20 protein-coding genes and 1 tRNA gene are annotated in these 23364 nt (G+C 41.4%); 10 read left to right on the top strand and 11 right to left on the bottom strand.

Annotated features, from left to right (window positions below):
- The first annotated feature begins 30 nt into the window (after window positions 1-30).
- Together erpA and ACTG7L_RS01630 are read left to right on the top strand one after the other, a co-directional pair.
- A complete protein-coding gene (gene erpA, locus ACTG7L_RS01635; RefSeq protein WP_439287226.1) occupies window positions 31-372 on the top strand; it encodes an iron-sulfur cluster insertion protein ErpA in 342 nt (113 codons plus the stop codon).
- A gap of 15 nt (window positions 373-387) precedes the next feature.
- Complete coding sequence (locus ACTG7L_RS01630; protein WP_439287225.1) at window positions 388-753, top strand: YacL family protein; 366 nt, start codon at window positions 388-390, stop codon at window positions 751-753.
- A 46-nt stretch (window positions 754-799) separates the two neighbouring features.
- Here ACTG7L_RS01630 and ACTG7L_RS01625 read toward each other — a convergent pair whose 3' ends face one another.
- The 5 genes from ACTG7L_RS01625 to proQ all read right to left on the bottom strand — a co-directional run bounded on the left by ACTG7L_RS01625 (window position 800) and on the right by proQ (window position 6650).
- Window positions 800-1429 (bottom strand): MBL fold metallo-hydrolase, encoded by a 630-nt coding sequence (locus tag ACTG7L_RS01625; protein WP_439287224.1) that lies wholly within the window; start codon window positions 1427-1429, stop codon window positions 800-802.
- 74 nt (window positions 1430-1503) lie between these two features.
- Window positions 1504-2067, bottom strand: coding sequence for a DUF882 domain-containing protein (locus ACTG7L_RS01620; protein WP_439256673.1), 564 nt, complete (start codon window positions 2065-2067; stop codon window positions 1504-1506).
- A gap of 114 nt (window positions 2068-2181) precedes the next feature.
- On the bottom strand, window positions 2182-3651 hold the full coding sequence (locus ACTG7L_RS01615; RefSeq protein ID WP_439287223.1) for a L,D-transpeptidase family protein: 1470 nt from the start codon (window positions 3649-3651) through the stop codon (window positions 2182-2184).
- An 89-nt stretch (window positions 3652-3740) separates the two neighbouring features.
- Window positions 3741-5810, bottom strand: a complete 2070-nt coding sequence (prc, locus tag ACTG7L_RS01610) for a carboxy terminal-processing peptidase (protein WP_439287222.1) — start codon at window positions 5808-5810, stop codon at window positions 3741-3743.
- 99 nt (window positions 5811-5909) lie between these two features.
- Window positions 5910-6650, bottom strand: coding sequence for an RNA chaperone ProQ (gene proQ / locus ACTG7L_RS01605; protein WP_439287221.1), 741 nt, complete (start codon window positions 6648-6650; stop codon window positions 5910-5912).
- 190 nt (window positions 6651-6840) lie between these two features.
- Between proQ and lysC the strand changes: the two genes are divergently transcribed.
- On the top strand, window positions 6841-8193 hold the full coding sequence (gene lysC, locus ACTG7L_RS01600) for a lysine-sensitive aspartokinase 3 (protein WP_439241120.1): 1353 nt from the start codon (window positions 6841-6843) through the stop codon (window positions 8191-8193).
- 64 nt (window positions 8194-8257) lie between these two features.
- Here the strand turns inward: lysC and lptG are convergent, their stop codons facing one another.
- Together lptG and lptF are read right to left on the bottom strand one after the other, a co-directional pair.
- Complete coding sequence (gene lptG, locus ACTG7L_RS01595) at window positions 8258-9328, bottom strand: LPS export ABC transporter permease LptG (protein ID WP_439287311.1); 1071 nt, start codon at window positions 9326-9328, stop codon at window positions 8258-8260.
- A gap of 7 nt (window positions 9329-9335) precedes the next feature.
- Complete coding sequence (gene lptF / locus ACTG7L_RS01590) at window positions 9336-10439, bottom strand: LPS export ABC transporter permease LptF (RefSeq protein WP_439256864.1); 1104 nt, start codon at window positions 10437-10439, stop codon at window positions 9336-9338.
- Window positions 10440-10588: 149 nt separating this feature from the next.
- Here lptF and ACTG7L_RS01585 point away from each other — a divergent pair, with 149 nt between their 5' ends.
- Window positions 10589-12046, top strand: coding sequence for a leucyl aminopeptidase (locus ACTG7L_RS01585; RefSeq protein WP_439287220.1), 1458 nt, complete (start codon window positions 10589-10591; stop codon window positions 12044-12046).
- A 34-nt stretch (window positions 12047-12080) separates the two neighbouring features.
- Here ACTG7L_RS01585 and cmoB read toward each other — a convergent pair whose 3' ends face one another.
- Window positions 12081-13046, bottom strand: coding sequence for a tRNA 5-methoxyuridine(34)/uridine 5-oxyacetic acid(34) synthase CmoB (cmoB, locus tag ACTG7L_RS01580; protein WP_439287219.1), 966 nt, complete (start codon window positions 13044-13046; stop codon window positions 12081-12083).
- 114 nt (window positions 13047-13160) lie between these two features.
- Between cmoB and rng the strand changes: the two genes are divergently transcribed.
- Window positions 13161-14636: a ribonuclease G gene (rng, locus tag ACTG7L_RS01575; RefSeq protein WP_439287218.1), complete on the top strand. Its 1476-nt coding sequence runs from the start codon at window positions 13161-13163 to the stop codon at window positions 14634-14636.
- Between the two features lie 6 nt (window positions 14637-14642).
- On the opposite strand, the gene ACTG7L_RS01570 is transcribed toward rng, so the two are convergent.
- Window positions 14643-14810, bottom strand: coding sequence for a hypothetical protein (locus ACTG7L_RS01570; RefSeq protein ID WP_439287217.1), 168 nt, complete (start codon window positions 14808-14810; stop codon window positions 14643-14645).
- A 487-nt stretch (window positions 14811-15297) separates the two neighbouring features.
- On the opposite strand from ACTG7L_RS01570, the gene tldD reads away from it, so the two are divergent.
- Both tldD and ACTG7L_RS01560 read left to right on the top strand, forming a co-directional pair.
- Window positions 15298-16746, top strand: a complete 1449-nt coding sequence (tldD, locus tag ACTG7L_RS01565) for a metalloprotease TldD (protein WP_439287216.1) — start codon at window positions 15298-15300, stop codon at window positions 16744-16746.
- A 733-nt stretch (window positions 16747-17479) separates the two neighbouring features.
- Window positions 17480-18682 carry an aspartate aminotransferase family protein gene (locus ACTG7L_RS01560; protein WP_439287215.1) on the top strand — a complete coding sequence of 401 codons (1203 nt, stop codon included), beginning with the start codon at window positions 17480-17482 and terminating at the stop codon, window positions 18680-18682.
- A gap of 49 nt (window positions 18683-18731) precedes the next feature.
- On the opposite strand, the gene ACTG7L_RS01555 is transcribed toward ACTG7L_RS01560, so the two are convergent.
- Window positions 18732-18808 (bottom strand) — tRNA-Met (locus tag ACTG7L_RS01555).
- Window positions 18809-18982: 174 nt separating this feature from the next.
- On the opposite strand from ACTG7L_RS01555, the gene mltA reads away from it, so the two are divergent.
- From mltA to znuA, 3 genes are all read left to right on the top strand, one after another.
- On the top strand, window positions 18983-20092 hold the full coding sequence (gene mltA / locus ACTG7L_RS01550; protein ID WP_439287214.1) for a murein transglycosylase A: 1110 nt from the start codon (window positions 18983-18985) through the stop codon (window positions 20090-20092).
- A 4-nt stretch (window positions 20093-20096) separates the two neighbouring features.
- Window positions 20097-20870 carry a tRNA cyclic N6-threonylcarbamoyladenosine(37) synthase TcdA gene (gene tcdA, locus ACTG7L_RS01545; RefSeq protein WP_439287213.1) on the top strand — a complete coding sequence of 258 codons (774 nt, stop codon included), beginning with the start codon at window positions 20097-20099 and terminating at the stop codon, window positions 20868-20870.
- A gap of 89 nt (window positions 20871-20959) precedes the next feature.
- Entirely contained in the window at window positions 20960-21943 is a 984-nt protein-coding gene (gene znuA / locus ACTG7L_RS01540; protein ID WP_439287212.1) for a zinc ABC transporter substrate-binding protein ZnuA, read from the top strand.
- 86 nt (window positions 21944-22029) lie between these two features.
- Here znuA and argG read toward each other — a convergent pair whose 3' ends face one another.
- The gene (argG, locus tag ACTG7L_RS01535) at window positions 22030-23361 is read right to left on the bottom strand and encodes an argininosuccinate synthase (RefSeq protein ID WP_439256661.1); all 1332 of its coding nucleotides are present in this window, start codon (window positions 23359-23361) and stop codon (window positions 22030-22032) included.
- Window positions 23362-23364 lie beyond the last annotated feature (3 nt).

Here is a 23364-nt window from a genome sequence, read left to right as displayed (position 1 = left end):
TGGCAGAAATTTTTATTGTGGGAAAAAGTGATGTCAGAGATTTCAGTACCAATTAATTTTACCGATGCGGCCGCTAACAAGGTGAAAGCATTGATTACCGATGAAGAAAATTTAGCATTAAAATTACGTGTCTATATTACCGGTGGCGGTTGTAGTGGGTTCCAATATGGCTTCACCTTTGATGAAAAAGTCAATGATGGCGATTTAACCGTGGAAAATTCAGGCGTGCAACTGGTGGTGGATCCCATGAGTTTGCAATATTTAATTGGCGGTACCATTGATTATGTTGAGGGCTTAGAGGGTTCCCGTTTTGTGGTGAAAAATCCAAACGCCTCCAGCACTTGTGGTTGTGGCTCGTCATTTAGTATCTAATTTTCTTTTCAATTCATGGATTTCCAATTTACCCTGTTACAAGGTCAGGTCATGGCAAAATGTTCCATGGAGCATTTTGCTGTTGCCAACTGGTTTAATACGGAAATCCCCTCAAATTCTCAATTAATTTCCACCGCACTTGCACAATTACAGATAGCCAAATCTTTCACGCCAGAGCAAGAAAGCCAACTGTTTGGTAAAGAATATAGCCTGTTTATTAATGCGGATGAAGTAATGATTCGAGCCAATAATTTAGCCATTCATCAAGATACCACGGAATTAGAACCGGATTTTCATTATTACGATGAAGAAAGTATCGCCTTTCTCGGTTTGGAAGATTTTGAGCGGTTTTTGCGATCTTATTTGGAATTTATCGGCTAATTTCACCAAGATCAGGGCGTATAGCCTACGCCCATATTTCAAAAAGCTATTTCACAAAAGGATTATTTAATTTCTCTTGACCAATCGTGGTATGTGGGCCATGACCGGGTAGCACCACCATATCATCAGGCAATTTAAACATTTTTTGTTTAATAGTGTCGATTAATTGAGCATGATTGCCACCCAATAAATCGGTTCGCCCAATGCCTTGTTTAAACAGCACATCTCCCGTAAACGCAATGCCCTCTTGATGTTCAATAAAACCAATATGGCCGGGGGCGTGACCGGGTAAATGCAGAATTTCAAAGCTAAAACCGGCAATATTTAAGATTTCGCCCTCGGTATCTAACCAACGATCAGGTGCAAAAGCCGAAATTTCAAACAGACCAAATTGACGAGATTGTTGCGGTAAGCTGTCAAATAAGATCTTATCCAAAGAATGAGAACCTAAAATGTCGACTTGAAAATGCTGTTTTAATTTTTCCGCTGCGCCCACATGATCTAAATGGCCATGGGTCAACAAAATAGCTTGTAAATCAAGGCCATGTTGTTCAATCCGTTTAATTAATTTCGGGGCGTCGCCACCTGGGTCGATAATCGCTGCTTTTTTTTCGTCATTCCAAATCAGCGAACAGTTTTGCTGAAATGGCGTAACGGGAATGATGTCAATATTCATGTTTTTCCCTCACATAAACCAGTATAAAACAACAAAACCGCAAAAGTGCGGTCTTGTTTCTCGGTATTTTTATCTCATGAACCACGCCAAGTGCGTACTGGCCCAGTGTCCACGTGTACAAAGTTACTTCTTGGATAATAACCCACACCACCATTATGCAGACGTTCAGCGGTAGCTTTGATTTTCGCCAATGGCACGCCCTCAATACGGAAATCCACGGCTTGGCCTTTAATGTGATAACTATTTGAGGCCACACCACGTGAACGACGGTGCATACGGTTATTGGTCGCTTGGGTGCGATACCCTGAAATCACTAAGATTTCGGTATTGCGTAAGCCTAAACCAGATTGAATATTATACAATTTGGTAAATAAATTCGGATCCATAGCCCGTGAACGATTCACATGCCAGTCACGCATAAACCAATTTAATTTCTGCATGGTAGCGCTAGAAAAACCTTTTCCTGCGGGAAATTCAGAGCTAAATGTTTCTCCGGTGTTAATACTTCTTAAACGCAAAATTCGTGGTTTTGGTGTGGAAACAGCCGCTAACACGGAGTTAGGTGACAATGTGGCGACACCCAACACTATTCCCCCTAAAGATAACCACTTGCGGCGACTATGGTTAATTTCTGTCATTTTTTCTTCTCTATATTGGTGAATAGAATTGTTACTTAGAGTAATATTGTTTTATTTAGTTCAACTTATTATAGGTTATAGGGTGAAATTCTCACCCCATAAAACTTCTAACAATTACAGATATTTTTGTACCGTATTCCAGTTAATATAACTCGGCACATTTAGCTTATCATAACCATAAATATCAGGCAATGTCTGTAACTTACCATTTTCAACCCAACTCGTGACATAATATAAATATACAGGGTTGCTAGACTGAATTGGCACAGATGTGGTTTTTTTGCTTTCGAGTACTTTTTGTTTTTTATCCATTGACCAGCCCGCTTCTTTTAACAACATACTGGCTAATTCATCAGATTTAGACACTCGCACACAACCTGAACTTAACGCTCTTGATGTTTTGTTAAACAAGCTATGATTTGGGGTATCATGCAAGTAAATGGCATCGGAACTTGGCATATTAAATTTAAAGCGACCCAATGCACTGTCATCTCCAGCCTTTTGGCGAATACGGAAAGGTACTGATTTACTATTCACATACTGTGACCAATTCACACTATAGGCACTAATTTTATTTCCTTTACCATCAAAGATCTCCAAACTCGAACGATCTGCGTAACCTGGATCTCGTGCTAATTTAGGCACAATATCTTTGATTAAAATAGTATTTGGCACATTCCAAGGTGGGTTGACCACCACATTGCTTAACTTGCTGTACATTACGGGCGTTTTACGCGCTTCTTTACCCACAATCACACGAGAATTTAACACCAATTTACCATCACGATAATAGTTTAATTGATAACTTGGAATATTGACAAAAAGACCATTATCAAAACTTGGAATAATCCGCAAACGTTGTGCATTCAAGGCTAATTTGTATAATTCTGTATTTGATTTTTGCTTACCACTCGCTAGCGTACTTGAAATACGTTGTAAGGTTTCCTCATATAGGTGATTGCTTGATGATAATGAATTCACAAAAGCCAAATTTTGATTATTTTCTACCGCACTCAACCACTGTTCAATTAATTCATCTGCGGGTTTATCTGCTTTGTAACTATTTTGTGAATATAACCAATTTTGAGCTGATGCTGGGACTTTTTTGATGTAATGCATATAGCCTAAAAAAGCGTCACTCAATAAAATATCATATTGAATATTTTCCGCAGGCGTTGCACTAATGGCATCTAAAGAGGTCGCAGCTCCACGAGACACACCACTAGCGACTAATGCCGCATATTCATGTAAAAATTTCTTTTTCGCACTTTGATCTTGCCAAATCGGAGCAAAATCTCTGGCAGCATAAATCTTCGCTAACGTTTCCTTAAACTGAACAGGTTGCCCCCCCATCAGTTCAACCAGTTTAGCTTCTGCTTGCTGTTGTTTCTCTAATTCAATACGAGCTTGTTCAGCAGCTTTGGCTTCAGCAATTTGCTGATTTGCCTGCTCCACATTAATACTTTCTTTCTGTTCTACATTGGTGCTGGAATTAAAATAATCCGACACTGTACAACTCGTACATAACCCAGAAATTAAGATAACCAATGGGGCAAACTTAAATCCTTGCGTTTTTGCTTTCATTAAAAATCCTTAAACTTAATCAAAATACACCGCACTTTATCTTGTTACTACCCTAATGCTGGACAAAGTGCGGTAGAAAAATAGTTACTTTATTGCGTTTTTTCTGATGACTGACGATGGCTTTCTACCGCTTTAGAGGTTTGTTTATCCGCATCTTGGTTAAATTTCACCAAATCTACGGCCATTTTCTCCGTTTCTTTTAAGAAGAAATCGGGTGCTTCATAGTCTTTCGCTAAATCATCAAGATTTTTTAATGCTTTTTTACCTTCTCGGGCAAATCGAGCATTTAAATCTTTCAATCGTCTTGCGTCATCTTTATCATGTTCTGCCTTGCGAGTTTGATAATTTAATGATAAAAACTTGCGTTCACGACGTTCATCACGAATTTTTAGGTCTTCATTTAAAGCTATAAATTCAGGATCCTTAGCAATTCGTTGCAAGTGTTTTTCATTCAATGTTGCTACCGCTCGACGAGCATTTTCTACTTCGGAATACGTCGCTGCTGGAATTTTATCCCAAGGCAACGCATTATCTTCTTTCTCTTCACCGCTCTCTTTCACATCAATAATTTCAGGATACTTGATATCCGCAGCCACCCCTTTTAACTGAGTGCTACCACCATCAATACGATAAAATTTTTGAATAGTATATTGAATAAAACCTAACGGTTCTTGACTCAAATCATACACAAAATTTAATGGGCGGCTTTGCTGTACGGTACCTTTACCAAAGGTATTTTGCCCCACAATAATGCCACGATTATAATCTTGCATAGCAGCGGAGAAAATCTCAGAGGCCGAGGCACTATAACGGTTAATCATCACCAATAATGGCCCTGAATACACTTGGGCGTTTTCTGGATCTTCATGCACACGAATACGGTTATAGGCATCTCGAACTTGCACAACGGGACCATCAGAAATAAACAAACCGCTCAATTCAACCGCTTCGGTTAAGGCACCGCCACCATTTTCACGTAAATCAATAATTAACGAAGTGGCTTTTTTGCTTTTCATTTCCACCAATAATTTACGCACATCTGCGGTTAACCCAATATAAAAGGTCGGAATTTTAATCACTGCAACATTTTCACCATTGACTTTTTCAACAGTTAATTTGGCCGCACTGTCCTCAATACGCACTTTATCTCGGATTAAGGTAATAATTTTATTTTTACCGCCTTTTTCTGGTTCGATTTCTAAGCGAACTTGGCTGCCTTTTTTACCTTTGATTTTGTCGACAACATCTTCTAAACGCCAACCGACCACATCTTCAACTTCGCCTTTGGCTTGACCGACACCGACAATTTTATCACCCGCTTTAAGTTTTTTGCTACGAGCGGCAGGGGCACCAGGCACCAAAGATTGAATAATCGTCATATCATCTTCTTGACGTAATGTTGCACCGATTCCCTCTAAAGATAAATTCATACTTTCATTAAAGTTTTTCGCTGCACGAGGTGACAAGTAACTGGTATGCGGATCGATTTCACGAGCAAACGCATTTAAATAAAGCTGCGTAATATCATCGGCTTTGGTTTGGGTTAAACGACGAATGGCTAAATTATAACGTTTGGTCAGGGTCTTTTTAATCTCTGGCCATTTTTTGTCTTTTAATTTCAGCTCAATAACGTCATTTTTAACCCGTTGTTCCCACAATTTATTCGCCTCTTCTGCACTTTTGGCAAAAGGCGCTTTCTTACGATCAATTTCAATTTGATCATTGCTGGTTAAATTCGGCTCATTATCCAATAAAGAAAGTGCATAAACATAACGTTCATAACGACGTTGTGTCATCAGATCATACATTGCAAAGGCAATATCCAACTTACCCTCGTTTAGCTCATCATCTAATTGTGTTGCGTATTTTGTACGTAAATCATCAATATCCGATTGAATAAACAAGTTATGGCTATAATCTAATAAGTCCACATAACGATCGAAAATCTTGCTCGAAAACGCATCATCTAATTGAAACTTGCGATAATGTGATTGGGTTAAACGGGTTGTTACACGTTTCGTCGCCAAAGTATTTTCTTCGCTCGCTTGTGGTAGTTTAATATCACTCGCTTTCAATGTCGGCGCTACCGCATTGATGGCGCCCGAGAAAAAGAGGGTTGCCAATAAAACTGAAATATATTGTGTTTTCATCAACTTCATTTTGACTTTCCTAATAAAAGAAAAACATCCGCTAGGTCGCCTATAAGATGTTCAAATGCCGTCATGCCTCTGGATTGAGGTGACGGCATGAAAAGCATATTATGCAAATAAACGATCTGCGGTGACATTCATCACCAAACCATTATCTAATTGCACACGTGCCGTATCTTTAACTATTTCTAAAATCACCGCACTTTTCACACTTTCGCCTACTTTGACTTTAATCCGTGCATTTTGCTTTAAGCTCGCCAAAGAAACTGCGGTCAATTTCTGTGCTTTTTCTGCGGAATTCGCACTGGCCGCATGCGCATTTACTGACTTGTTATTAGCTTTATTATACGGTTTATTGTGCTGTGGCTTACGAGCAGGGCGTTTTTTCATTTTTTCTTTTGCTGCTGCTTTTTCTGCCGCACGTTTTTCCGCCAATTTTGCTTTCGCCTCGGCTAATTGTTGTTGTGCATGTTCAACATGCTCTTGCTCAAGCACACCAACAGGATTACCTTGTAAATCCACGCGCTCTGCACCTAAACGACAACCATGTAAATAACGCCAATTAGACGTGTACTGACGTAACGCATAACGTAACTGGGTTTTGCTAACAAATTCATCATCCGCTAACGCCTCAGCTAAATCTTGGAATAAGCCAATTTTTAACGGTTTTGCCTCACCCTCGACACTAAAACAAAGGGGGAATTTTTCCGCCAAATACGCAATCACTTCTTTATTGGAATGTCTTACGTTCTCTGTGTTGGCGCTTTCCTGCTGAGCTTGTGGCGCCACTTGTGCTGTTTGTGTGTCCGCTTGTACTTCTGTTTGTGCTGTTGCTTGTTCTGTTGTCATATTAAAATCTTAGAATAAAAAATATGCCACATTTTACCGCACTTTATCCGCCAGACGCAATCATTTATGGATAAAATTTCAGGCGCTTTTATTTTTTCCCCTGAAATTCACATAAAAATATTGACAAAATTTCATTAAACCGATATTTCTATACTTTTCGTTATTTGTTTTATTTTTTGGAGAACATTTTATGTCGCATTTATCTATCGCTAAATTCGGTGGCACCAGTGTGGCCAACCATGCTGCCATGGTCGCCTGTGCCAATATCGTGATCGCAGATCCCAATACCCGAGTAGTCGTTTTATCGGCCTCGGCGGGCGTCACCAACCTGTTAGTGGCCTTAGCCAACGGTGTAGACGGCGCACAACGGAAAAAATTAATTGGTGAAATCCGTCAAATTCAAGAAAATATTTTGCTTGAATTAAAAAATGATACGCTCGTTCGCCCAGAAATTGAGCGTTTATTAAATAATATTGAATCACTTTCTGAGGCCGCTAGCTTAGCGACCTCCCCCGCTCTAACTGATGAATTAATCAGTCACGGTGAAATGATGTCAACCCATATTTTCATTGAAGTGTTGCGTGAATTAAATGCACAAGCCACTTGGGTGGATGTCCGTACCATTGTGGCCACCAATAGCCATTTCGGCAAAGCCGCACCCGATGATGAATTAACCCAGAAAAACAGTGATCTGATTTTAAAACCGCTGATTAATCGGGGAGAATTGGTGATTACACAAGGCTTTATCGGACGTGATGCAGAGGGCAAAACCACGACTTTAGGCCGTGGCGGTTCTGACTACTCTGCCGCCTTAATTGCGGAAGTATTAAATGCCAAAGATGTGTTAATTTGGACGGATGTTGCCGGCATTTACACCACCGATCCTCGCATTGTACCAAATGCACAACGTATTGATACCATGAGCTTTGCGGAAGCCGCTGAAATGGCGACCTTTGGCGCCAAAGTCTTGCACCCTGCTACATTACTTCCTGCCGTACGCAGTAATATCCCCGTTTATGTGGGTTCAAGCAAAGCTCCGCAAGACGGCGGCACTTGGGTGACTCGTGATCCGCAACCCCGTCCGACGTTTCGTGCCATTGCCCTACGCCGTGATCAAACCCTACTCACCTTATCAAGCCTAAACATGCTGCATGCGCAAGGTTTTTTAGCCAACGTTTTCGGTATCTTAGCTAAACATAAAATTTCCGTAGATACCATCACCACTTCCGAAGTTAGCGTGGCATTAACCCTTGATAAAACGGGTTCCGCCTCCTCTGGTGCGGATCTGCTTTCCAGTGAATTGTTAGCGGAATTAAGCGAAGTTTGTACAGTAAAAGTGGATACGGGATTATCCTTGGTTGCCTTAATTGGCAATGACTTACATATTGCCTCAGGCGTCGCCAAACGTGTATTCGGTGCGCTTGAACAATACCATATCCGCATGATCAGCTACGGTGCGAGTACCAATAATATTTGCACCTTAGTCCCAAGCCATCAAGCTGATGATGTGGTGCGTGCATTGCATAAAGAACTGTTTGAATAATAGAAAAAACAGATTGAACATAAACAAAAAGAGTTGATTCCCATCAACTCTTTCTTGTTGTGAATTAATCCCGTTTCCGACTCAACAGCCACCAAGTAATGATCAAAAACAGCAAACTGGGCATTAAGGCGCCCGCTAAAGGTGGAACGTTATAGACTAAACTTAATGGCCCAAAAATCTCATTCACCACATAGAACAAGAAACCAAAACAAATCCCCGCCACAATTCTGGCACCAGCGGTCACGCTACGCAGTGGGCCGAAAATAAAGGATAAAGCGAGCAACATCATCACGCCAACGGAAATCGGTTGGAATAATTTCCGCCAATAGGTTAATTCAAATTTTTTGCTATCTTGGCCAGTTTGCTTTAAAAAGCTAATGTAATCGGATAAGCCGGAAATAGACAATGATGTGGGTCTTAACGATACAATGCCTAATTTATCTGGTGTCAGATTGGTTTTCCATTTATCCATTAATTTATTTTTGGTCGTCACCTGTTCTTCACTAATTTGCGACGTATTAATATTCTTGAGAACCCATTCACCCTCTTCATACATCCCCTGATTGGCATGGGTCATTTGCTCAAGTTTACGTTGCTCATTAAAATGATAAATATAAATATCATTTAATTTTGCCCCTTCATTAATGGTTCGCACAAAAATAAAATCATTGCCGTCTTTCGCCCACACGCCATTTTTGACGGACATAATGGAACCACCCGAAATGGCTTTAGCCCGCATATCTCGGGCATATTGTTCTGTTTGCGGAATGCCCCATTCACCAATAATCATGGTTAAGATCACCAAGGGTAAAGCGGTTTTCATCACGGCCAAACCAATTTTTAAACGTGAAAAACCGGCAGATTGCATGACAATCAATTCACTACGGCTCGCCAAATTGCCTAAGGCAATTAAAGCGCCCAATAAGGCGGCCATCGGGAAAAAAGTTTCCACATCTTTTGGCATGGTCAACAGCGTATATACAATCGCTTGCAGACTGTCGTAAGAGCCTTTTCCGACGCTACGAAATTGTTCCACAAATTTAATAATCGCCGATAACCCTACCAAGGTGAGCAAGGTCGCAAAAATGGTGCCTAAAATACTTTTGCCAATATAACGTTCTAAGGTATTCATCATCATTTTTCTATGCCGCCTTTGGTTTATTGAGCAAATTACGCATTTTATACATAAATGCCGTTTCCCAACTATTTAACACGATACCCAACACAAAGAAAATCACATTCACCAACGGCATCCATAAACTTGCGTCAAGTTTTCCAGCGCCACCCGAGGATTTCAAGGAACTTTGTGCTAAAAAATAGATTAAATACAATAAAAGTGCGGGTAAAATTTTCGCAAATCTGCCTTGACGTGGATTCACACGGCTTAACGGCACCGCCAATAAGGCCATTAATGGCACCGCCAACACCAAGGTAAGCCGCCAATGGAGTTCAGCTTTTGCGGCATTGGATTTGGCTTGCGTTAACTCGGCAAAATTTAGCACGGCGGCCTCATCAGACTCTTTGGCATCTGCGATTTGATGGCCTAAATACGCATGATATTGTGCAAAATTGGTCACTCGAAAATCCGGTAATACCGCCGTTCCCTCAATGCGTTGGCTATTTTCCAAACTTAACAACTGGTCACCATTAGGCAAGGAGGTTAACTCGCCCGTTTCCGCTGTCACCACCGCCGGTTTAAAATTTTTCTTTGGTTTCATTTGGAAAATATACACATCATGAATTTTATTCTGGCTAATCTCATTGATAAATAAAACAAAATCGCCATTATCGGAGGACATAAACTGACCCGAACTTAAGGCGGCCATACGTGGATTGGCTTTGGCATCTTCCACAATTTCGGTTTGTTTTTTGATCGCCCAAGGTGAAAGCCAGAGCGCATTGTAAGCAGCTAATCCTGCGGTAAACACCGATAAAATCAACACCACTTTCACCAATAGGCGAGAACCCACGCCACAAGCTCGCATCACGGTAATTTCACTTTCTGCGTATAATCGCCCTAACGTGAGTAAGATCGCAATAAATAAGGACAATGGCAACATTAACTGCGCCATGGTTGGCATACCTAGTCCAAGCAAAGATACCACTAAATCCGCAGGCACTTTACCATTTGCCGCTGAACCTAACACCCTAACTAATTGTTGACAAAAGAAAATCAGAAGTAAAATAAACAAAATAGCCACTTGGCTTTTGAATACTTCCTTGAATAAATATCTATTTAAAATCACGTTATGCCTGTTCTTGTATTGCAAGTCTTTCATCACAAGATTTTACTTGCAATTTATAAAAATTGGGGTAATTTAAACCGCGCTTTGTCGGTATAAAGCTAGTCGGCTATGATACCCTATTTTTAACGATAAAAACAGTAGGAAAACAGATGAAATATTCAGCAAACACCACCACACTTTCCAGTGCAGATGCCATTTTACTCGCTATTTTTGAACAAGGCGAACTGTCAAATACGGCCAAACAATTTGATAACACAGGGGAAATAAGTGCGCTTATCAAGTGCGGTGAAATTTCAGGAAAAATCGGGCAAATCAGCTTATTACGCCAACATGGGCAACGTTTAATTTTAGTCGGCGCAGGCAAACAAGGTGAAATCAGTGAGCGTGAATTTAAACAGATTGCTCAAAAAGCCATTCAATTCGTCAAACAAACCGCCACCAAAACCTTGGTGAATGGCTTAACGGATGTCAACATTAAAGATCGTGATTTATATTGGAATGTTCGTTTTGCTCTCGAAACCTTTGCCGCTGAAGAGTATATTTTCGATCAATTTAAAAGCAAGAAAAGCGACGTTCAACACAAATTAAGCGAAATTATTTTCCATACGGATGTGCCACAAGCAGAACAAGCGGTTCAGCATGCGAAAGCCATTGCTTTAGGAGTAAAAATAGCCAAAGATGTGGCAAATTGCCCACCGAATGTGTGTACACCAAGCTATTTAAGTGAACAAGCAAAAAATCTTGAAAAACGCACCGCACTTTTAACCACCACCGTGTTAGATGAAAAAGACATGGCGAAATTAGGTATGAACGCTTATTTAGCCGTTTCGCGTGGTTCACACAATGAAGCTAAACTGAGTATTTTAGACTATAAAAATCACCCTAATCCCAATGCAAAACCTATCGTGTTAGTGGGAAAAGGATTAACCTTTGATGCGGGCGGTATTTCGCTTAAGCCAGCCGCTGAGATGGACGAAATGAAATACGATATGTGCGGTGCAGCGAGTGTCTTGGGTGTGATGAACGCTTTAGTTGAATTGCAATTACCCCTCAATGTGATTGGCGTGTTGGCAGGTTGTGAAAACCTACCTGACGGCAATGCTTATCGTCCCGGTGATATTCTAACCACCATGAATGGATTAACTGTAGAAGTGCTAAATACTGATGCAGAGGGACGTTTAGTATTGTGTGATACATTGACTTACGTTGAACGTTTTGATCCTGAATGTGTGATTGATATTGCCACCTTAACGGGGGCTTGTATGATTGCATTAGGTCAGCATAACAGTGGTTTAGTTTCGAGCGATGATGATCTTTCTGCCCAATTATTGCAAGCCTCACAACAAAGCCAAGATAAAGCATGGCGTTTACCGTTAAGCGAAGAATATCAAGAGCAGCTTAAATCGAATTTTGCCGATTTAGCCAATATTGGCGGACGTTTTGGTGGTGCCATTACGGCAGGGGCGTTTTTATCCAATTTTGCGACCAAATACCCTTGGGCACATTTAGATATTGCTGGCACAGCTTGGTTACAAGGGGCGAATAAAGGTGCCACAGGGCGACCTGTTGGGCTGCTCACCCAGTTTTTGATTAATCAAGTGAAATAATAAAGCACAAGGTGCGTTTATTCGCACCTTAATTTTATTTATTGGCAATAATGACCGCCCGTTTCGGTGCAGGATAGCCCTCAATGGTTTTACTGTGATCTTCTGGATCTAAAAAATCAATCAGGCTTTCATTATCTAACCAATCTGTTTTACGCTGTTCTTCTAATGTCGTCATGGCTTGATCCACACAACGCACATGACTAAAGCCTACTTTCTGTAACCAGTTAATCAAACAGGCAACAGAGGGAATAAAATACACATTTTTCATTTTGGCATAACGATCTGCTGGCACCAGTACGGTATTCACATCACCATCAATCACCAAGGTTTCTAGCACTAACTCGCCCCCTTTGCGAAGCTGATCTTTCAGCTGGCTTAGGTGATCTAACGGTGATTTGCGATGATATAACACGCCCATTGAAAACACCGTATCAAACACACCCAACGGTTGCATTTGTTCAATGCCTAAAGGAATTAAATTCGCTCGGCGGTCATGATTGAGCAGTTTACGAACCGCTTCAAATTGGCATAAAAATAATTCTGTCGGATCAATACCGACCACCATTTTAGCCCCCTCGCCAACCATTCGCCACATGTGATAGCCACTGCCACAGCCCACATCTAAAATGGTGCGATCTTGCAATGGGGCTAAATGCGGTAATACCCGATCCCATTTAAAATCTGATCGCCATTCACAATCAATATGTACGCCATACAGATGATAAGGCCCTTTTCGCCACGGCATAAGCTGTTTGAGATGATAAACCAAACGCTGTTGTTCACCGTCTGACAATGGCAAATCTCGCACCGATTTCACCGCAGTTTTTAAATCAATCTGATCAGCCGTTAAGTGCGGTAAAAAATCTACGACTTTTGCCCATTTAGCATAATCACCATGGGTTTGTTTTTCCCATTGTTTGAGTTGCAAAGGCAATGTTTCCAACCACGCCGATAAATTAGTAGTGGCAATTTGTTGATAAAAAGGACGAAAATCAATCATAAAATTCACATAAATTTGAGAAAGGTCACATTTTACCTGATTTGTGCTTGTATTTCTATTTTACTTTTCGCTATCCTAGGTCATCATTTTTAAATTTAGGAAGTTGGAACTCAAATGAATTCCGTTGAATTATTAGTCAATATTACCCCGAACGAAACCAGAATTGCCTTGATGGACTCGGGGATTTTAAAAGAAGTGCATATTGAACGCCAAGCCAAACGTGGTATTGTCGGGAATATTTATAAAGGTCGTGTAACACGTGTTTTACCCGGCATGCAATCCGCTTTTGTGGATATTGGTTTAGAAAAAGCCGCTTTCCTACACGCCTCCGATATTGTTTCACATACCGAATGTGTGAATGAAGATGAACAAAAGCAATTTGTGGTGAAAGACATTGCTCAATTAGTTCACGAGGGACAAGATATTGTGGTACAAGTCGTCAAAGACCCGATCAGCACCAAAGGGGCAAGATTGACAACCGATATTACGCTCCCCTCTCGCTATTTAGTCTTTATGCCAGAAAATAGCCATGTGGGCGTATCACAACGTATTGAAAGTGAAGAAGAAAGAGCAAGACTCAAAGCCCTTGCCGAACCCTATTGCGATGAACTTGGCGGTTATATTGTACGAACCGCAGCGGAAGGGGTGAGTGAAGAAGAATTAAAACAAGATGCGGATTTTTTAAAACGTGTTTGGCGAAAAGTCATGGAACGCCGAGCTAAATATAAAACGAAAACAAAAATCTATGGTGAATTAGCCCTGACGCAACGAGTATTACGTGATTTCATTGGTCAGGGCATTGAGAAAATTCGTATTGATTCAAAATTATGTTTTGCGGAAGTAAAAGAATTTACCGAAGAATTTATGCCTGAACTCACCGATAAATTAGTGTTATATTCTGGTGATCAGCCGCTATTTGATGTGTATGGGGTGGAAAGTGCTATTAATATCGCATTAAATAAACGAGTTAATTTAAAATCTGGCGGTTATTTAATTATTGAGCAAACCGAAGCCATGACCACCATTGATATTAATACTGGAGCATTTGTCGGTCATCGCAATTTGGAAGAAACCATTTTTAACACCAATATTGAAGCCACTCAAGCCATTGCACAACAATTACAATTACGTAATTTAGGCGGTATCATTATTATTGATTTTATCGATATGCAAACCGAAGATCATCGTCAACGTGTCTTACAATCCTTACAGGAAGCGTTAAGTAAAGATCCGGTGAAAACTAACGTCAATGGCTTTACTCAACTGGGTTTAGTGGAAATGACCCGTAAGCGTACACGTGAAAGTTTAGAACATATTTTGTGTGACGATTGCCCTGCTTGCCAAGGACGGGGACACAGTAAAACAGTGGAAACCGTGTGTTATGAAATTATGCGTGAAGTGATTCGGGTACATCATTTATTTTCCAGTGAACAATTTACTATTTATGCTTCTCCAGCGGTGGCGGATTATTTGATTAAGGAAGAAAGCCATGGGTTGTTGGCGGAAGTGGAGATGTTTATTGGGAAACAGGTTCAAGTGCGTCCTGAGGTGTTTTATACGCAGGAGCAGTTTGATGTTGTTGTAATGTGATCTTTTTTAAATCGGGTTTCGCCGATGGCGACTTACTTTTTCTTTGCTTGTGGTAAGTTCGGATTTCGCCCGATGGGCGACCATACTTTCTTTTGCTTGTGCAAAAGAAAGTAGGCAAAGAAAAGCACACCCCGACTTCACCGCTTTTCTTCGCTTATTTGGTATTTTCTTCACGCTAAATTTTGAACTCGCTACGCTCAGACAAGCAAAATTTAGCTAAAAATACCAAAACGCTCAGGCGGTTCAGACGGGGCCCCAAGTTTTGATCGAGCGTAAATAAAAGTGCGGTTGAAAAATAGATATTTTCCTACTAAGCTACAGAGTAGCGTTACTATGCTTAACCTAGTACGCTAGTACTAGGTGTTTTTCCACCTTATTTTATTCTACCACCAATGGGGTCCCCATGTTTGCCGCCTGAAAAGGATTAAATTTGTAGGAAAAGTTGTGCTGTTTGAGCGAAGCGAGTTGACAACTTTTCCGTTAAGCAAATTTAATCCTTTTCAGGAAACAAGGCAAAGTTGGGGTGTGCTTTCTTTTTGCTTACTTTTTCTTTGCACAAGCAAAGAAAAAGTAAGTCGCCGTCGGCGAAACCGATTTATACAAAAAACAAATTCTATGTTAAAATCCACCACAACATTCATTAACAAAAACAAAAAACAAAATGCTAAATAACGTCCAACAATCCCTACTCACCCAAAGCAATCTCTCCCTACCCGATCTCCAAAACATCTTCGACATCATGTCGCACCGCCAAATCGACTACGCTGATCTCTATTTCCAACTTAGTCAAGATGAAAGTTGGGTGTTAGAAGATAGCATTATTAAAGAGGGCGGTTTTCATATTGATCGTGGTGTGGGCGTACGTGCAGTAAGTGGTGAAAAAACAGGGTTTGCCTATTCTGATCAGATTAATTTAGCCAATTTACAGCAATGTGCGAATGCGGTAAAAGGTATTGCACTCCCTAATCAAGGCAATATTATTAAGCCATTACATTTTAATGAAGTAAACGCTATTGCACGTTATGCGGCGATTAACCCTTTAAACACCTTAAGCAAAGAACAGAAAATTGAATTATTGCATTTGGTGGATCGCACTGCACGAGCAGAAAACCCCTATGTGACTAAAGTCACGGCAAATCTCACCGCACTTTATGAAGAAATGTTAGTAGTTGCCACTGACGGCACCTTGGCAGTTGATATTCGTCCGTTAATTCGCTTGTCCATTTCCGTTATGGTAGAAAAAGACGGTAAACGTGAACGTGGTAGTGCTGGTGTGGGTGCTAGAGTGGGCTTAGACTGGTTTTTTGAATCCTATTTAGGTGAACAGAGAGCCGTTTATTTTGCTAAAGAAGCCGTTCGCCAAGCCTTAGTCAATGTGAATGCAGTATCTGCTCCGTCTGGTTTAATGCCTGTCATTTTGGGTGCGGGTTGGCCCGGTGTGCTATTACATGAAGCAGTCGGTCATGGTTTAGAGGGGGACTTCAATCGTAAAGAAAGTTCATTATTTACAGGCAAAATCGGTGAGTTAGTCACTTCCCCATTATGTACTATTGTCGATGACGGCACGTTACAAAATCGCCGTGGCTCCATCACCGTGGACGATGAGGGCGTGCCAAGTCAATGTAATGTACTGATTAAAGACGGTATTTTACAAGGCTATATGCAAGACAAAATGAATGCCCGTTTAATGGGTGTTGCCCCGACTGGCAACGGTCGCCGTGAAAGCTATGCACATTTGCCAATGCCACGTATGACAAATACCTATATGTTGGCAGGTTCAAGTAAATTTGATGATTTGATCGCCAGTGTCGATCAGGGTATTTTTGCACCGCACTTTGGTGGCGGTCAGGTGGATATTACGTCGGGTAAATTTACTTTCTCCATGTCGGAAGCCTATTTAATTGAAAAAGGCAAAATCACTAAGCCAATTAAAGGGGCAACGATGATTGGTAATGGGATTGAAGTCATGCAACAGGTGTCTATGGTAGCGGATAATTTAGAAATCGATCACGGTATTGGTGTGTGTGGTAAGGATGGGCAAAGTGTACCAGTGGGAGTGGGGCAACCAGCTTGTAAGATTGAGAAGATTACGGTGGGTGGAACGAATTAGATTTTTATTTAATTTGTCTTTTACTTAACCTTTTGTTTGTGGTTAGATCGGGCTTCGCCCGATGGGCGATCGTACTTTCTTTTACTCGCTACGCTCGCACTTCGTGCCGTTGGCAAAGCCAACGTTCAAAATTCTACGAATTTTGTGCTTGTGCAAAAGAAAGTAGGCAAAGAAAAGCACACCCCGACTTCACCGCTTTTCTGAGCTTATTTGGTATTTTCTTAACGCTAAATTTTGAACTCGCTACGCTCAGACAGGCAAAATTTAGCTAAAAATACCAAAACGCTCAGGCGGTTCAGACGGGGAACAAGATTGTAGGGGCGTATTGCATACGCCCTAATGTTCGATTTTTTCCCCTAAAAATATAAATATTCCGCATTTATGGGCGTATGCAATACGCCCCTACAAATTTTATTTCGTCAAATCTATTTTTATTTTTGGCTCGGGGTCCCCATGTTTGCCGCCTGAAAAGGATTAAATTTGTAGGAAAAGTTGTGCTGTTTGAGCGAAGCGAGTTGACAACTTTTCCGTTAAGCAAATTTAATCATTTTCAGGAAACAAGGCAAAGTTGGGGTGTGCTTTCTTTTGCCTACTTTTCTTTGCACAAGCAAAGAAAAGTACGGTCGCCATCGGCGAAACCGATTTCAATTAAAAAAACTGAATTTTTATTCAAAACTATTGCATAAAAAATCAAATCCTTTTATCCTATCTAAAAAAATAAAGGAAGATCAAAATGCCCCAATACAACAGAAACACATTCGACAACGTCATGATCCAAAACTACACCCCCGCTAACTTCATCCCCATCAAAGGAAAAGGCAGCTACGTCTGGGATCAAAACGGCAAAGAATACATTGACTTCACCAGCGGCATTGCCGTTAATTCACTCGGTCACTGCCCTGATGAAATTGTGGATGTACTCAAAGCCCAAAGCGAAAAATTATGGCATTCAAGTAACTGGTTTACCAGCGAACCTACGCTTGCTCTTGCCAGTAAACTGGTGCAACATACTTTTGCAGAGCGTGTCATGTTCGCCAATTCAGGTGCAGAAGCCAATGAGGCAGCATTAAAATTAGCTCGCCGTTATGCGGTGGACAATTACGGTTATCAAAAATCCACCATTATCTCCTTTAAACAAAGTTTCCACGGTCGTACACTATTTACCGTCAGCGTTGCAGGACAACCGAAATATTCGGACGGTTTTGGTCCAAAACCAGCAGATATTATTCATGTTAAATTTAATGATTTAGCCAGCGTAAAAGCGGTGATTGATGATCGTTGCTGTGCGGTGATTGTTGAGCCCATTCAAGGTGAAAGTGGGATTATTCCTGCTACCACAGAATTTTTACAAGGCTTACGTCAACTTTGTGATGAAAATAACGCCTTGTTGATTTTTGATGAAGTACAGACAGGCGTAGGGCGTACTGGCTACCTGTATGCGTATCAAAGATATGGTGTCATCCCTGATATTCTCACCACGGCCAAAGCCTTAGGTAATGGCTTTCCAATTAGTGCCATGCTGACCACCACAGAAATTGCTAAAAGTTTTGCACCAGGTGTACACGGCACCACCTTTGGGGGAAATCCATTGGCTTGTGCTGTCGCCGAAAAAGTGATTGACACCATTGCTGATGATCAATTTTTGGCTCAAGTTAACCGCACTTCTGCACTATTTAAAGCCGAATTAACTAAATTAAATGAACAATTTCATTTATTTAAGGAAATTAGAGGCGAGGGGTTATTAATTGGTGCAGAATTAATTGAAAAATACCAAGGTAAAGCCAGTGAATTTGTAACAGCAGCCACCGATCATGGTTTAATGATTTTAGTGGCTGGACCGAATGTGTTACGTTTTGCACCCGCATTAAATATCAGTGAACAAGATCTCTTACAAGGGGTTGACCGATTAACCAAAACCTTAAAATGTTTCGCCTAAGATAAAAAGTAAAAAAGCGTTAACCTTGTGATTAACGCTTTTTTGAATTTGGTTGCGGGGGCCGGATTTGAACCAACGACCTTCGGGTTATGAGCCCGACGAGCTACCAAGCTGCTCCACCCCGCGTCTGATGCGGTGTAATATACACTGAAAAATCCGCAATGCAAGCAAAAATCCCTGAAATCCGTTTGTTTGCCGTAAAAACCAACAAAAAGGATAAAAAAAACTAGGGTTAGTGGTTAAATTTTGATAGCATATTGGGTCTTATTTTCGGATTTGTTTAATTTAGGATTTCACCCCATGATATCAAAACGCACCTCATACAAACTGGCAATTCTAACACTTTCTGCCTTATTGGTCGCTTGTTCTTCCCAAAAAACGCAACCTCAACAAGCCGTAAAAGCCAATGTAGGCAATACGGACATGCAGAAACTTGGGGCAAAATACAGTGGCAGAACCTATTCCACCGCCGTATTTACCCCCGTATCAAAAATTGATAATAACAGCGCCATTGTGAACTCAAAAAACTTTATTCATCAATTAAATAATGTGCGTAATTATTCAAGCAGTATCACCAATCGTTTCGCCAATAATTATAGCAAAATCCAACAATGGGTAAATGCCGGTGCCAAAGTGAGTGATCTTGCCAAATATGGTATTCACTCCCAAGTGATGTCAGGGATGGATAACTATCAGAATGTGTTGATGACAGGTTACTATTCGCCCGTGATTCACGCACGCCGTACGCCACAAGGCAAGTATAATCAACCGATTTACGCCATGCCAGCCAATAAGCGTTTCTCCCGTGCCCAAATTTATGCAGGCGCCTTGGCGGGGAAAGGCTTAGAATTGGCTTACAGCGATTCCATGTTAGACAATTTCTTACTGGGCGTGCAAGGCAGTGGTTATGTGGATTTCGGGGATGGTCGCTTAAATTACCTCGCTTATGCGGGCCAAAATGGCTTTAAATACACCTCTGTTGGCCGTTTACTGGTAGAAGATGGCGAAGTGCCGAAAGAACAAATGTCAATTAAAGCCATTCGTGAATGGGGACAACGCAACCCATCTCGTGTGCGAGGCTTGCTAGAACGCAATCCGTCTTATGTGTTCTTCAAAAATGATCCAACAGGACAAGTAAAAGGCTCCGCAGGCGTGCCTTTAGTTTCCATGGCCGCCGTCGCCTCCGATCGTAACATTGTGCCATCAGGTACCGTTTTATTAGTCGAAGTGCCAGAAATTGACCGCAATGGTAATTGGACTGGCGCACACAAATTACATCTCATGGTTGCCCTTGATGTTGGTGGTGCGGTGAATGGCCAACACTTTGATTTATACTATGGTATTGGCGATCAAGCAGGCCATTTTGCTGGCTTGACCAAACATTACGGCCGAGTTTGGGTGTTACGTTAATTTCATGACAGAAAAAATCGATAATTTTGAACAGCGTTTCGGTGGCATTGGGCGGTTGTATACGCCCAATGGTTTAGTGCGCCTACGCCAAAGCCATATTTGTGTGATCGGCATTGGTGGCGTGGGGTCTTGGGTGGTCGAGGCACTGGCTCGCTCAGGTATCGGTAAAATTACCATGATCGATATGGACGACATTTGTGTGACCAATATTAATCGCCAACTGCCCGCCTTAACGGGCAATATTGGTAAGTTGAAAACTGAGGTGATGGCGGAACGGATTAACTTAATCAACCCTGAATGCCAAGTTAATATTATTGACGACTTTCTTTCTAGTGAAAATTTAGCCAACTATTTAACCGCTGACTACGATTATGTGATTGACGCCATTGATAGCGTAAAAACCAAATCTGCGTTAATCGCTTATTGTAAACGGAACAAAATCAAGGTGATTACCATTGGTGGCGCAGGTGGACAAACCGATCCCACCCAAATTCAAATTGCCGATTTAAGCAAAACCATTCAAGATCCGCTACTAGCAAAAGTGCGTTCTACCTTACGTAAAGACTACCATTTTAGCCAAAATCCTAAACGAAAATTTGGCGTTGAGGCAGTTTTCTCCACACAGCCGTTAATTTTTCCCCAAATGCGTGAGAATTGTGAGATCTCTGCGAGCATGAATTGTGCCAATGGTTTCGGTGCGGCAACCATGATGACAGCCACTTTTGGTTTTTTTGCGGTTTCTCGGGTCATTGATAAATTACTTCATACCACGCAATAATCTTATTTTTTAACAAAAAAAAAGATGGCTTTTTTGTCAAATTTAGCGTAATCTATCCGCACTTTTGGTTATTAAGTAAGGAAATTATTATGTCAAAATTAACAAAAACAGCCATTGCGAGTGCCATTTTAGCCGCTGCATTCAGTGCTCAAGCTGATATTGTCACGTCAGTCAAACCGCTCGGTTTTATTGCCTCTTCCATTGCAGACGGCGTATTGGATACCCAAATTATCGTGCCAGCGGGCGCCTCTCCTCATGATTACAATTTAAAGCCTACCGATATTCAAAAAATCAAATCGGCAGATTTAGTGTTATGGATCGGTAAAGACGTCGACAGTTTTTTAACCAAACCTATTGCCCAAGCGGACAGTAAAAAAGTCGTCACCATTGCTGATATCGAGGGCGTCACGGCCTTATTAGAAAAATCCGCCCATCACCATCATCATGATGACGGAGATGATGATGATCATGATCACGACCATGATGATCACGATCATGACCACGCCGATCACGACCATGATCACGACGGTCATCACCATGAAGTGGATGAAAATGGCTTAACCGTAAACTGGCATATTTGGTATTCACCAAAAATCAGCCAATTAGTCGCCAATCAATTAGCGGAAAAATTAACCGCTCAATTCCCGGCGAAAAAAGCCTTAATTGCAGAAAACTTGGCGAATTTCAACCGCACTTTGCAAGAGAAAAATAGTGAAATTACCCAACAATTAAGTGCATTTAAAGACAAAGGGTTCTTTGTATTCCATGACGCTTACGGTTACTTCAACAGTGCCTATGGATTAAACCAAACCGGTGCATTTACTATCAATCCGTTAGTGGCTCCGGGCGCCAAAACCATTGCGCATATCAAAGAAGAAATTGAAGAACACAAAGTCAACTGCTTATTTGCGGAACCGCAATTTACCCCGAAAGTGATTAATAGCTTGGCGAAAAGCACCGGTGTGAAAGTTGGTCGTTTAGACCCAATGGGCGACAGCGTGAAATTAGGCAAAAATGCGTATAGCCAATTCTTACAATTTACCGCTGACAGCTATGCGAGCTGCTTAAAATAACAGGAAAACCCAAGGCGACAAGGAATGTCGCCGATAAAAATGCCCCCTAATGGTTACCATCAGGGGGCAAATTATGTCGACAAGATTTATTTCTTCAACTGCGGTAAGGCAATTTCTTTTGACACGGCTAACAAGCCAGTGTTTGAATAGATGCCTAACTTGTCACGAGTATCTAAAATATCAAGATTACGCATGGTTAATTGACCGATACGATCCACCGGATCAAACGGCGCATTTTCGACTTTTTCCATACTTAAACGTTCAGGGTGATAGGTCATATTCGGAGAGGAGGTATTCAAAATCGAATAGTCATTACCACGACGTAATTCTAACACCACTTCACCTGTTACCGCTTTCGCCACCCAACGTTGGGCGGTTTCACGCAACATTAAGGCTTGCGGATCGAACCAACGACCTTGATACAATAAGCGACCTAAACGCAAACCATTAATACGATATTGCTCAATGGTGTCCTCATTGTGAATCGCAGTAACTAAACGTTCATAAGCAATGTGGAACAAGGCCATCCCCGGTGCCTCGTAAATACCACGGGATTTAGCTTCAATAATACGGTTTTCAATTTGATCCGACATACCCAAACCATGGCGACCACCGATACGATTGGCCTCTAAGAAAAGCTCGACGATATTGCTAAAGGTTTTGCCATTTAATGCCACTGGCACCCCTTCTTCAAAACGTACGGTGACTTCTTCTGCTTTGATTTCCACATCTTCACGCCAGAAAGGGACACCCATAATTGGATTCACAATGCGAATACCACGGCTTAAAAATTCCAAATCTTTCGCCTCGTGAGTAGCACCCAACATATTGGAATCCGTTGAATAGGCTTTTTCCACCGACATTTTGTAATCAAAACCGTTGGCAATCAAGAATTCAGACATCTCGTGACGACCGCCTAATTCGTGGATAAATAGATCGTCTAACCAAGGTTTATAGATTTTTAAATTCGGATTAGTTAACAAGCCATAACGATAAAAACGCTCAATATCGTTACCTTTGAACGTAGAACCGTCGCCCCAGATATTCACATCATCTTCTTTCATGGCTGAAACTAACATGGTACCAGTCACCGCACGGCCCAATGGCGTGGTGTTAAAATAAGCAATTCCGCCCGTAGATACATGGAACGCCCCCGCTTGAATCGCCGCGATCCCCTCATGAGCAAGTTGGCTGCGACAGTCGATTAAGCGAGCATTTTCCGCCCCATATTCCATGGCCTTTTTCGGAATAGCGTTGTAATCCTCTTCATCTGGCTGCCCTAAATTCGCCGTATAGGCGTAAGGCACAGCGCCTTTCTGACGCATCCATAATAACGCTGCACTGGTATCTAAACCGCCTGAAAAGGCGATACCGACTTTCTGACCTAAGGGAAGATTTTGTAAAATTGTGTTTGACATAAC

The organism is Lonepinella sp. BR2357, assembly GCF_051851525.1.
Taxonomy (GTDB): Bacteria; Pseudomonadota; Gammaproteobacteria; order Enterobacterales; family Pasteurellaceae; genus Lonepinella.
This window is presented reverse-complemented; position numbering and strand designations above follow the sequence as displayed.